Raw genomic sequence first — 11799 nt, 5'->3', positions numbered from 1 at the left:
TTTTACACTTACTTGCTTTGTTCTATGTACAAGGCCTCTATGGCGTCTGCGCTTATTGGCCTCGAGAATAGATAGCCTTGTACAAACTCTACGTTTAGTGATTTGCAATAGTCAGACTGACTCTCGGTTTCCACCCCTTCCACAACAATCTTCAAATTTAATTTATGGCCTACGTTAACAATGGCCTCCATTAATGCACTATCAAAATCATTTTCTGGTGCGCCATCAAGAAAAGAACGGTCGATTTTTAAATGCGTTACCGGAAAATGTTTCAAATAGCTGAGCGAAGAGTAGCCTGTACCAAAATCGTCAATGGAGATTTCCACTCCAAGATCTCGTTGTGCTTTCAGGCCGTCTAGAATAGTGCTGTCTGATTTAATAAGCACGTTCTCGGTAAGCTCTAACCCTATATCTTCCGGTGATAAAGCATATTCCGCTCGATATGCAGTCAGGCTATCAAAATATGAGCTTTTCTCTAACTCTTTACCCGACACATTTATATCGATTCGAATTTCAATACCTTTTTCCTTCCATGCCTGGGCCTGCTGACATGCTTTTTTTAATACCCAATTTCCTAAATCGCCAATAAGCTCACCGCGTTCAGCGATAGGTATGAAAATATCGGGCGTCACTGCCTTTGTTTTATCTTCAGGACACCATCTAAGCAAAGCTTCACAGGAAGCAAATTTGCCAGTTTTTACATCGATCTGGGGTTGGAATAAAAGTTCGAATTCATCATTTCTCAGCGATTCACGCAAATTAGCAGCAATACGTCTTTGTTCGCGAAGTCGATGACTTAACGTATTAGTGAAAAAGTGGTATCGATTACGGCCTTCGGCTTTCGCCTGGTACATTGCAGCGTCAGCATGCTTTAAAAGGTCGTCAATAACATCACCGTCACGAGGATACATACTGATCCCGATACTAGAGGTAATGTGAACATTTTCTGTACTTAACGCAAAGCTATCTATAAAGCAGGCAGACAAGGTTTTTGCGATTTCCTCACATCTATTTTCGCAGGTGACTTCATTCGCTAAATAAACGAACTCATCGCCACCAAACCGAGCAAGTACGCCATTAGTGCTATCAATACAGCCTGACAAGCGCTTAGCAACCGATTTAAGTAGTTCATCACCCCAAGTATGCCCTAAGGTATCGTTAACCTCTTTAAACATGTCGAGGTCGATAAAAAATAGCCCAAAACCTGTGTTAGATGATTTCGCATTGTCGATGACAGAGGTTAAGCATTGTTCTAATGCGCGCCTATTCGGTAGATTTGTGAGTAGGTCAGTTGACGCCATTCGCTCCAGTTCTTGGCGTATCTCGTGCTGTTCGGTTAAGTCAATATCAACGCAGTACATCTCTGGCGAATCAGTACCTTGTTTTAACATCACATGAGAAGAAAAAACGTGAACAGGTTGCCCCCCTTTTTTCTTCAACACTAGTTCATCTGAAGGGATAGGTTCGTCAAATTCAATCCAGCGCTGATGGAATTTAACGACGTCATCTCTCATAAAGTTAGGAATTATGAGGTCTTCAAGCTTTCGGCCAAGTGCCTCGCTCTCGCTATAGCCATAAATATCTGTACTTGATTTATTCCAATAGATCACGTTTCGGTGCTTATCGTATCCTTGAACCGATACTTTTGGTAACGCACTAATAAGCTCTAGGAACCGCCTTTCGGCAGCACCATGTTGTGCAAACAACAGGGGCTCTTGGTATCTCTTTAGGCTCATTGTACTCCCGTAACTTCTATTTAAGTACTTAGCGCTCGATAAAAATTATCAACACTATTTCAGTGTAGTCTAAAACCGGCAGTTGGATGGTCTAATAAGAGGCTATACTCGATACCGGTTGAAAATTTAGGCAGCGTACGTACACCATACCGCGCAAATAACGGAAATAGGATTCTACAAAAGGTGAAATCTGATTGGATGTAGATGGTGCGTCTACCCTGATTCGAACAGGGGACCTCTACCATGTCAAGGTAGCGCTCTAACCAACTGAGCTATAGACGCATATTATTTTATGTTGCACCTGAAAGGTAGGCGAATGCCACACAACGGCGCGTATAATACTTAGCGCGGGCGCTAGCTGCAAGAAAAACTTATCAAATTACGATTCAAGTGACTAATTTGACAGCAGTTAGGCCCTTTCTTCATCAATATCGATTAGCTTACATCATTTTAAATGGAAGCGGCTTGATAGCGTCCACTAAGGTTCCATCGCTAACAGCGCGCATAAAATATTCGCCCAGCCGGTCGGTTTCTTTCAATACCGTTTGCCAGTATTTGATGCGCGTATCTGCATCGAGCACCTCAAAGTCTTTCCTGTCGGGAATTTTGCTGTAAGGCAAGTTCGCCACAAAGGATGCGGAAGGCACCAGCATTACAACGTTATCGTAACTTGAGCGATGGGGCACCCTGCCCTTCAGGCCCTTATCAAACCAGCCTGGTATGGGCTTATCGTAAAAATGGGGGTACAACACTAAGCCATCATCTGGCCCAAAGGACAAATCAAAGTGATAGTCAATAATACCACCATCTCGATACATACCGGCTGGCGCGCCTTCAATTTGCTGTACACCCTCTATAACCACAGGAATAGAACCAGACGCTAGCAGCGCGGTATGAATATTTCCGTGGGTTAACGTGTGGTACTGAGTAGGCAGTTGATACGGATCTTTTATCGCGAACTCCGTATTAGGCGTTGAAAACACATAGCGCGTATATAAACGAGAAAGGTGTTTTCTGTTTACTGTATTGGCCGCTGCACTCATAGCCAAGCCGGAAAGTTGCCTGAATTTACTTTCGAACCGAGTAGCGCCCAAACATTTAGCAACAATCAGGTGCGCTTTAAAGCGCGAATTCGACAGCACTTCTTCTTTGCCTGCGTCATCCACCATTTCTTTCAGCAAATCTTCAGCTTTAGCAGTAATTTCTCTAGGCGTAGGCTTATCACTACTATAAGTTGTTTGTGAATAAGAGGTAGCTAAACGATTTATAGCTGCAAGTGGGTCGTTTTGAACTGCGCAAATGGTACGAAACGCTCCCGCTGATGAGCCGATTACGTGTATTTGATGCTCAACATTGGCAAACCATTCTGGAAATAGTACGCGGTCTAAACCAGCCAGTGAAAACCATTTGGGGCCGCCGGACGCTCCCAAGAAATAACTAAACAACTCGGGCGAAAACCCGTTCTTCACTATGGTTTCACGTGCTTTTATACCTGCGTATATGTCTAAGGGTGCCACTCAATGTCCTCGCTAAGCGCTTAATAGAAGTACTAGATAAAAGCGCCTTTTCGATATTTAAGGGGAACACGTTATGACTAATTAAGACAATAACGTCCCCATTTGATTAGTTCGTGGGAATTTAACAGTTGAAGACGCGAAAGTAACCTTTTTGACAATGTCCTTACATCTGCTCAGACCAGACTGAACAACGACTTCACCCGAATTTTAAGGCCTTAGTGCATCTATCACTTTTAGGAATATTAGATACTCATCTTCAGTGATATTTTGCAAACGCTTATTTTGCCAATCCACAATTTTAGGCAGCAAATCCCGATAGATTCGCTGTCCTTCTTCTGACAATGAAATGAGTGTTGCTCGTTTATCACGCCTACTCACACGTTTGTAAATCGCATCTCGTTCAACTAAACGCTCTAAGGCTCGCGAAACTTGTACTTTATCTAGTCGTGTTGCGATAGCAATGTCTTTTGCGGTGAGCGGTGAGGTTGGCGAGCTTTCACTTCGGCCACCTAATGTGGCTAAGATGCGCCATTCTGGTTTGGTAAGTTCATATTCTGCATATTCCTTTGAAAGCGACTCGCTTAAATCGCTGGCAAGCATGGCTACCTTGTAGGCAAGCATATCTTCTAGTTGCATGTTCTAAGCCCTTTTTACTGCTACTACTCTTGCAGTTTCTACTTCTGTTATCGCTCTCAAATTCGCTTTTTGCTTCGGTTGGTTTTGACATGCTATTACCCATATGGTCCTGACAGATAATACGAGGCTTCAAACGCGTTCAATATTAACTTCACGTAAATTTTCAGCGCCTATAGCTGTGTTTTAAAACCCAAGCTAAGCGTAACCTTTTTTAGGCCTTACTTTGAAAGGTGTAAAGCTAGCGTACCAAATAACCGTGGGCTCCATTTCTCCTAACCGATGCTGGAAATTGATTTACATTTCATTTACCTCTAGCCTAAACCACATAGTTTCATTTGTAACTACTTTATTAGTCTCAGAGGGGCTAGCGCTTAACAATGCCGCTTTTGGAGGGTTTATGGATAATTTGTCGTATTTAACGGGTTTTAATAACGAGCACGAAACAGAGGCGCTGCCAGGTGCTTTACCTGAAGGACAGTTCAGCCCGCAGAAAGTAAATTATAAGCTTTACGCTGAACAATTTAGCAGTACCGCGTTTACTGCTCCACGAGCTGATAACCGTCGAAGCTGGACCTACCGTTTACGTCCGTCCATTGCCATGGGCGACTTTGAAAAAATTGATAACGGCCTAATAAGAACGGCCCCTGAGTCTGATGTGCATTGCCCTCCGAATGTGCTTAGGTGGGACCCTGTTCCCTTACCAGAAAAAGACGTCGATTTTGTAGATTCGCTTGTCACCATTGCCACTAATGGTGATGCTAAAACTCAAGTGGGTATGGGCATTCACTGCTACAGTGCCAATGCTAATATGCAAAACCGCGTTTTCTACTCGTCAGACGGAGAAATGCTTATTGTCCCCCAGCTTGGTGACATGCTGATCACCACTGAATTTGGCAGACTCAACCTGTCTGTGGGTGAAATTGCGGTTATTCCTCGTGGCGTTCGTTTTGCGGTTAACCCTACTGATGGGCCAATTCGCGGATATATCTGCGAAAACTATGGTCATCCCTTTGTGTTACCAGAGCGCGGCCCTGTAGGCGCTAACGGCTATGCTAACCAACGCGACTTTTGCTACCCCAAGGCATGGTTCGAAGATAATGAAACGCCTCACACCGTGGTAAACAAGTTTTGTGGAAATTTGTTTGAAGCAAAGCTTGATCATTCCCCTTTTGATGTAGTGGCTTGGGTAGGCAACTCTGCCCCGTATAAGTATGTCTTATCCCGTTTCAACGTTATGAACACCGTAAGTTTTGACCACCCTGACCCGTCAATATTTACCGTACTTACCTCACCATCTGAACTGGAAGGGACGGCAAATGTCGACTTCGTTATTTTTCCACCAAGGTGGATGGTGGCGGAAAAGACTTTTCGCCCACCGTATTACCATAGAAATGTTATGAGCGAGTTTATGGGACTGATTGAAGGAATGTACGACGCCAAAGAACACGGATTTGTACCAGGCGGTATGAGCCTTCACAACTGCATGACTCCCCATGGCCCAGAAGCTGAAGTATTTGAAAAAGCATCAAATGCCGAACTCTCACCCCAGCGTTACGAAAACACGCTAGCATTTATGTTTGAGTCGCGCTATGCCATTGCGCCCACTGAGTTTGCATTAAACAGTGATATTCGCCAACGAGACTACCTTGCCTGCTGGAAAGGCCTCAAAAAGAATTACGATGGTGAAATATGAACGTTTAAGTACAAATGAAATAGTCACAATGATACAAGGACCAACGCTTGTACTAAATTCTGAACACTAATCGCACTTTAAATATTTGATTAATAGCTTTTACTTTCAAACATTTAGGGGAATATACATTCCCCTATTTAACTTACATAGCCACTGGTGAAAACATAACGTTACAGCTTTGCTTTCCATTCCACAAACGCGTGAACTCGCCCCCTATTGCCTGATTTTTCACTACACAATTACAATCAGATAACAATTATAAAATGTGATTTACGTTGAGGATGTAACGCTATGGCTGATTTGTTTGAAAACCCTATCGGATTAGACGGGTTTGAATTTTTAGAGTTCACTGCGCCGAAAAAAGGCATGTTGGAACCCATTTTTGAAGCTATGGGTTTTACCCTTGTTGCTCGCCATAAATCAAAAGACGTGGAATTATGGCGTCAAGGCGACATTAATTTATTAAGTAACTACGAAAAGAAATGCCATGCAGCCTATTACGCCGAAGAACACGGCCCATCTGCATGCGGTATGGCGTTTCGAGTTAAAGATTCACAACATGCATATAAAGAAGTACTGGCTCGCGGTGCTCAGCCTATGGATACCTACACAGGTCCAATGGAGCTAAAGCTTCCTGCCATTAAAGGTATTGGTGGCGCAATGTTGTACCTAATCGACCGCTATGAAGGTGAAAACACCATTTACGATATTGACTTCAATTGGATTGAAGGCGTTGATCGCCATCCTGAAGGATGTGGTTTTCACACGCTTGATCATCTTACCCACAATGTATACCGAGGCCGCATGAATTTTTGGGCAGGATTCTACGAGAAGCTATTTAACTTCAAAGAAATTCGCTACTTCGATATTAAAGGTGAATACACCGGCCTATTATCAAAAGCGATGACGGCGCCAGACGGTAAAATTCGCATACCGTTAAATGAAGAGGCGGTTGGCGGTGGTGGCCAAATTGAAGAGTTCTTAATGAAATACAATGGTGAAGGGATCCAGCATATCGCCTTTGCCTGCGACGACCTAGTGGCGTGTTTAGATAAGCTTAAAGCAAAAGGCATGAAGTTTATGACACCTCCACCAAACACCTACTACGACATGCTTGAAGAGCGTCTTCCAGGGCACGGCGAAAACGTGGATGAGCTGCAAAAGCGCGGCATTCTATTGGACGGCACAACGGAAAATGGTGAGCCTCGCCTATTGCTTCAAATTTTCTCTGAAACCGTGTTTGGCCCGGTGTTCTTTGAATTTATTCAGCGCAAACAAGACGAAGGTTTTGGCGAGGGTAACTTCAAGGCACTGTTTGAGTCGATTGAACGGGATCAGGTTAATCGCGGCGTATTGAATAAGTAACCGCGGCATACTACATACGCCATCTTAATTTAAATGATAACAAAAGGCAGTGAGTATGAACGACACGCTGCCTTTTTTATTGAATGCCCTGAAAATTTGAATTACCGACTTAGCCTTGACCTTTTTCATAAAGCGCGCAAGCTGCACCACTTGGATCAACAATCACGCAGAAGCTGTCTTTCCCGTGATGACGTATATCACCCGCCTGTTTTCCACCTCTTGCGGTAACTTCTTTCAACGCTGCATCTAGGTTTTCTACAGTAAAGTAATTTATCCATCCACTTGGGTACTGCGCATTTACTCCCTGCTTATGACAAATCCCGCCCACAGGCGTACCATCGGTTTTCATCATCACATAATCATTGTAGCCGCCCATATCAATGGGCTCTTTCTTCCAGTTCATCACCGCTTCATAAAAGCTGACAAGTTCGTCTGCATTTTCTACCGTAATATCGCACCATGAAGAATCTGACATTGTCTTTCCCTCTGTTGTTGGTTGGGACATTTGCGCACGTTAAGTGCTGGTTAATGCTCACATACCCAGTAAGGTAAACACACGATAGGCGCAATGACCCATCACCATAATAAACAAAACGTGATAGCAAAAGCGTTTACATTTAACAGTAATACCTTACAAAGTTTTTGTTAACTAATAGATCATTTCAATTTACTCATGGTGTAAAAGCAATAAGCGAAGTGTGTTCGATCATTTGAATCTAAGGTTTTAGAAATGCGCAAATTTCTGAAAAAAGGCATGGTTGTCAAGCTAAGAAATTGCAAAATAACTAAACATTTTTTATTTTAGTTGTAGACATGGCCTGTGGAAAATGCTTGTGAATTTGAGAATGTTATCCACTGAACATTGTTTGTACAGTTTATTTATTTCTTTATTTACAACAACTTACAACAAAGCCCCAAACTACTCAACAAACTTATCCACAGATTAAGTGGATAACACGTAGCACTTAATCACAGTTAGTGGTTTAATGTGAATATCTTCGAAGTTATCTTTTTTTCGGTTTCTCATGCCCAAACAAACACTTTTAGTCAGAGAATCTTTGTTTACAATTCACAGCTTGGATCCTGAAACCAATATCCCCTCTTCTGTGCTTAACAGCCCTCTTTTTTTCTTAGGCAAAACAGAGGATGAATTATCTATTGTTGTGCCAGACTCGGTAGACGTACCTTCATTAGATAGCGATGAGGGATGGAGAGCACTTGAACTGTTAGGGCCTTTACATTTATCTATGGTAGGGATCATGGCGCAAATTGGAGAAGTGTTAGCGTCAGCGAAGGTGGCCATATTCGTGGTATCAACCTTCGATACCGATTTCTTCTTAGTTAAAGATAACAAGTTAAAAGATGCAGTAAGCGCACTCAAAAAAGCAGGCTATTCGGTAAACGAGGACGTTTAATCAGTGAACAATAAACAGCTACAGTACGCGCCAGACAATTTTACCAAGCAGTTTGTTACCTTAAGCCCTTTTTCTGGGCAAGTTATCCCCCTTTCACACGTTGATGAACCTTTTTTCAAAGGGGGCCACATGGGGCCAGGTGCCGCCGTAAGCTCTACATCGAATACTGTAGTTTCACCCTTTGCGGGCACCGTGCTTAGCGTTTCACCGCTAGATTACGCTATCGACATACAGTCTACTGCAGGCCTTAAGTGTAAAATTAAATATGGTGGTGACACTAGCCACCTACACGGCGCACAATTCGTCTGCTCACTGAAACGCGGCGATAAAATTACTTTAAAACAAGTACTTTTTACCGTAAATGCCGCATGGCTTAAACAGCGCGGTGTGAGCAATACCTGTTTAATGACTTTGCTCAATGCTAAAGCGCTGACAGGTGTGCTACCAACGCATCAGAAGTATGTGGAAGCCGGTGAAGATACGTTGCTCACGCTGTATCTTTAGTGCCTTCTAGTAGTAACTTCTAGCCTTTAAATGGTCGAATGTGGGTTGAAATAGCACACAGGTCACGGCAAAAAATCTATTACACAGGCCTACAAGTCCTTTTCGTTTATCAAGCTTTCTGCGTTGGAAGGTTTGCTATCAAAAATCATCGTAAGTGAGTTTATCAACGTATCAACTGCTTGTATGATGTAGCACATTAGAAAACAGATTGTAGAAGCGCACTGTCTTTTAGGGCTATGACATTTTTCAACTTTCATTAGTCCGGCATATTAGCGCTCTTAATGACACTGAGTTAAACAGCGTCGTTCATTTACAAACAACTATGTAGTACGGAATAAATTACCATGAGCACAATCCTTTATGGGATCCCGAACTGTGACACCATTAAAAAAGCAAAAAAATGGTTAACAGACAACGATATCGCTTTCACATTTCACGATTACCGCAAGGACGGAATTGATAACGACTTTCTTGAACGTGCCGAGTCAGAACTTGGCTGGGAAGCAATGCTTAACAAACGCGGCACAACTTTTCGCCAGCTAGAAGAGCAAGAAAAAGCAAATCTTGATAAAAGCAAAGCACTTGCCTTACTAGAGCTTCACCCTGCCATGGTTAAACGCCCAATCCTTTTTCACAACAATGCGTTTTACGTTGGCTTTAAACCGGCACAGTATGAGGAAATATTTTGTTAAACGATTCTGTTATTGAAATTGCTAAACAATTAATAAACCGCCGTTCTGTTACACCAGAAGATGCGGGTTGCCAAGAGGCCATGGGCGAGTTTTTAGGTGCATTAGGGTTTGATAACGAAACCATGGTATTTGAAGACACGACGAACCTTTGGTCTCGCCGAGGTAAAGAAGGCCCAGTATTTTGTTTCGCAGGCCATACTGATGTCGTACCTAGTGGCCCAGAGTCAGCGTGGAAAACACCACCATTTACCGCGACAGAAGTTGACGGATATTTGCACGGACGGGGCGCAGCTGACATGAAAGGCAGTCTTGCCGCTATGCTAGTAGCTACCCGCGAGTTTGTGAACAAATACCCTGATCATAAGGGAAGCATTGCCTATCTTATTACTAGCGACGAAGAAGGCCCGTTTATAAACGGTACCACTCGCGTTATTGATACCCTTGAAGCCCGCAATGAAAAAATTGATTGGTGTATTGTTGGCGAGCCCTCTTCAACTGACGAAGTGGGCGATATTGTTAAAAATGGCCGTAGAGGTTCATTAACGGGTGATTTGATCGTAAAAGGCGTCCAAGGGCACGTGGCCTACCCTCACTTAGCTAAAAATCCTGTACACAGTGCAATGGCAGCCCTTGACGAACTCGCTAAATCTCATTGGGATAACGGCAACGACTTTTTCCCTCCCACCAGCTTCCAGATTTCAAACATTCACGCGGGTACCGGTGCAGGTAATGTGATCCCGGGCGAGATGCACGTTTGCTTCAACTTCCGTTTTTCAACGGAAGTAACCGACCAAATTCTCATTGAGAGAGTCACGGCAATTTTGGAAGCCCACGAACTGGAGTACGAGATTAAATGGACGTTTAACGGTCAACCCTTTTTGACCGATACGGGTGCCCTGTTAGAAGCCACTCAAGGTGCAATAGCGGCGGTTAAAGGAACGCCTACCGTGCTGTCTACTGCTGGCGGCACATCAGATGGTCGCTTTATCGCGCCAACAGGCGCACAAGTCATAGAGCTAGGCCCGGTAAATGCCACTATTCACAAAATTGACGAGTGCGTGAAAATGTCTGACCTTGAACAGCTTGCTGATATGTACTTCGGTATTTTAGAACGCTTGTTGGCTAAGTAGCCGCTATTGATGGTTATGAATCAAGTGCCAGAAAAAGCGTGGTTAGGCCAGCACAACGACTACCTCGTTGATGCTGGCAATGGCCATAGGCTACATCGCGATGTGATATCGCCATTTTTAGCAATGCAAGACGCTGCGCAAAACGACGGTATAGACTTACAACTGGTCAGTAGCTTTCGAGATTTCGACAGGCAAACAGCCATCTTCAACCGTAAGTGGACAGGTCAAGCACAGCTTCTTGATACCAACGGTGATGAGCTGCCTTTCGAGGCACTTAGCGATAACGAAAAGCTTCACGCTATTTTGACATGGTCAGCACTTCCCGGCGGCAGTCGCCACCATTGGGGAACCGATATTGACGTGTACGATAAAGCTGCCGTGCATAGCTGGGGGGGCAAGTTCAATCTTGTCGAAAGCGAATATCTTACTGACGGACCGTGTCATGCTCTTTCCTGTTGGTTGGCTGACAATATGGAGCAGTTTGGCTTTTATCGCCCTTTTTCGGTTAATACGGGTGGCGTGGCAGTTGAACCATGGCATTTGAGCTTTCGAGACACAGCGTGCGCTTTTGAACGAGCCAGATATTTAGATGGCTTTACAAAAGCCATAGAACAAAGCGATATAGAAGGTAAAGCCTGTATTTTGCCGCAGCTGTCTAGCTTGTATAATCGCTACGTGTTGAACAAAGGGCTGTAGCCTACGGAATTTTTATGAATATTAGCTGGGTCATTATCATTATTGTTCTAGTATTGGGCGTTGTGATTGGGAATATCACGCTGCTTAAATACAGCGCTAGGTTTAAATTTCCAACACCTTCTAAACCTTATGATGACGGGAACGATGAATTAGAAGAAGACGGAGAAAGCTCGCATTCATCTGCTTCGGCGCAAAATAAAGCTCAACACAACCATGGCGCCAATTTGAATCACAAAGAACAGAGCGCAGGTAAAAGTGACAGCGATACACCATAAAATAATGCTGTTTTCATATAGTCGGTCACGGCATGTTATTTGAAGTATTGAGTTAAGCCTCACAATAAGAGGCTTATGCCAATAATTGTTATCGACACATGCGCTGCAAGCTAGTGCTTTCAACAAATCAATCACTACTC

12 protein-coding genes and 1 tRNA gene are annotated in these 11799 nt (G+C 43.6%); 8 read left to right on the top strand and 5 right to left on the bottom strand.

The features are described from left to right. Positions 1-8: 8 nt before the first annotated feature. The 4 genes from E5672_RS04755 to E5672_RS04740 all read right to left on the bottom strand — a co-directional run bounded on the left by E5672_RS04755 (position 9) and on the right by E5672_RS04740 (position 3889). Positions 9-1736, bottom strand: coding sequence for a sensor domain-containing protein (locus E5672_RS04755; protein WP_136781153.1), 1728 nt, complete (start codon positions 1734-1736; stop codon positions 9-11). A gap of 205 nt (positions 1737-1941) precedes the next feature. Then, positions 1942-2018 (bottom strand) — tRNA-Val (locus tag E5672_RS04750). 158 nt (positions 2019-2176) lie between these two features. Next, on the bottom strand, positions 2177-3253 hold the full coding sequence (locus tag E5672_RS04745; RefSeq protein ID WP_136781152.1) for a patatin-like phospholipase family protein: 1077 nt from the start codon (positions 3251-3253) through the stop codon (positions 2177-2179). A 207-nt stretch (positions 3254-3460) separates the two neighbouring features. Beyond that, positions 3461-3889 (bottom strand): MarR family winged helix-turn-helix transcriptional regulator, encoded by a 429-nt coding sequence (locus E5672_RS04740; protein ID WP_136781151.1) that lies wholly within the window; start codon positions 3887-3889, stop codon positions 3461-3463. A gap of 397 nt (positions 3890-4286) precedes the next feature. Between E5672_RS04740 and hmgA the strand changes: the two genes are divergently transcribed. Together hmgA and hppD are read left to right on the top strand one after the other, a co-directional pair. Continuing rightward, a complete protein-coding gene (gene hmgA, locus E5672_RS04735) occupies positions 4287-5582 on the top strand; it encodes a homogentisate 1,2-dioxygenase (RefSeq protein ID WP_136781150.1) in 1296 nt (431 codons plus the stop codon). Positions 5583-5873: 291 nt separating this feature from the next. Beyond that, positions 5874-6947, top strand: a complete 1074-nt coding sequence (gene hppD / locus E5672_RS04730) for a 4-hydroxyphenylpyruvate dioxygenase (RefSeq protein WP_136781149.1) — start codon at positions 5874-5876, stop codon at positions 6945-6947. A 109-nt stretch (positions 6948-7056) separates the two neighbouring features. Here the strand turns inward: hppD and E5672_RS04725 are convergent, their stop codons facing one another. Continuing rightward, positions 7057-7422, bottom strand: coding sequence for a VOC family protein (locus E5672_RS04725; protein WP_136781148.1), 366 nt, complete (start codon positions 7420-7422; stop codon positions 7057-7059). A gap of 550 nt (positions 7423-7972) precedes the next feature. On the opposite strand from E5672_RS04725, the gene E5672_RS04720 reads away from it, so the two are divergent. The 6 genes from E5672_RS04720 (at position 7973) to E5672_RS04695 (ending at position 11659) form a co-directional block, all read left to right on the top strand. Next, positions 7973-8362, top strand: coding sequence for an ACT domain-containing protein (locus E5672_RS04720; RefSeq protein WP_136781147.1), 390 nt, complete (start codon positions 7973-7975; stop codon positions 8360-8362). A gap of 3 nt (positions 8363-8365) precedes the next feature. Next, positions 8366-8866: a PTS sugar transporter subunit IIA gene (locus E5672_RS04715; protein WP_136781146.1), complete on the top strand. Its 501-nt coding sequence runs from the start codon at positions 8366-8368 to the stop codon at positions 8864-8866. 344 nt (positions 8867-9210) lie between these two features. Further along, entirely contained in the window at positions 9211-9558 is a 348-nt protein-coding gene (locus E5672_RS04710; protein WP_136781145.1) for an ArsC family reductase, read from the top strand. Beyond that, positions 9552-10688: a succinyl-diaminopimelate desuccinylase gene (gene dapE, locus E5672_RS04705; RefSeq protein WP_136781144.1), complete on the top strand. Its 1137-nt coding sequence runs from the start codon at positions 9552-9554 to the stop codon at positions 10686-10688. Before E5672_RS04710 ends, dapE begins: the two co-directional genes overlap by 7 nt. A 9-nt stretch (positions 10689-10697) precedes the next feature. Beyond that, the gene (locus E5672_RS04700; protein WP_136781143.1) at positions 10698-11384 is read left to right on the top strand and encodes a M15 family metallopeptidase; all 687 of its coding nucleotides are present in this window, start codon (positions 10698-10700) and stop codon (positions 11382-11384) included. A 14-nt stretch (positions 11385-11398) separates the two neighbouring features. Next, positions 11399-11659: a DUF2897 family protein gene (locus E5672_RS04695; RefSeq protein WP_136781142.1), complete on the top strand. Its 261-nt coding sequence runs from the start codon at positions 11399-11401 to the stop codon at positions 11657-11659. Positions 11660-11799 lie beyond the last annotated feature (140 nt).

The organism is Alteromonas portus (assembly GCF_005117025.1).
Classification (GTDB): domain Bacteria; phylum Pseudomonadota; class Gammaproteobacteria; order Enterobacterales; family Alteromonadaceae; genus Alteromonas; species Alteromonas portus.
Note: the sequence above shows the minus strand (reverse complement) of the source record. Positions and strands in the feature narration are given on the sequence as shown.

Excerpts from the sequence above, each read along its gene's own strand:
- E5672_RS04755 (WP_136781153.1), bottom strand. The coding sequence starts at position 1,736 with ATGAGCCTAAAGAGATACCAAGAGCCCCTGTTGTTTGCACAACATGGT.
- E5672_RS04740 (WP_136781151.1), bottom strand. The coding sequence starts at position 3,889 with ATGCAACTAGAAGATATGCTTGCCTACAAGGTAGCCATGCTTGCCAGC.
- hmgA (WP_136781150.1), top strand. The coding sequence starts at position 4,287 with ATGGATAATTTGTCGTATTTAACGGGTTTTAATAACGAGCACGAAACA.
- hppD (WP_136781149.1), top strand. The coding sequence starts at position 5,874 with ATGGCTGATTTGTTTGAAAACCCTATCGGATTAGACGGGTTTGAATTT.
- E5672_RS04725 (WP_136781148.1), bottom strand. The coding sequence starts at position 7,422 with ATGTCAGATTCTTCATGGTGCGATATTACGGTAGAAAATGCAGACGAA.
- E5672_RS04720 (WP_136781147.1), top strand. The coding sequence starts at position 7,973 with ATGCCCAAACAAACACTTTTAGTCAGAGAATCTTTGTTTACAATTCAC.
- E5672_RS04710 (WP_136781145.1), top strand. The coding sequence starts at position 9,211 with ATGAGCACAATCCTTTATGGGATCCCGAACTGTGACACCATTAAAAAA.
- E5672_RS04700 (WP_136781143.1), top strand. The coding sequence starts at position 10,698 with ATGGTTATGAATCAAGTGCCAGAAAAAGCGTGGTTAGGCCAGCACAAC.
- E5672_RS04695 (WP_136781142.1), top strand. The coding sequence starts at position 11,399 with ATGAATATTAGCTGGGTCATTATCATTATTGTTCTAGTATTGGGCGTT.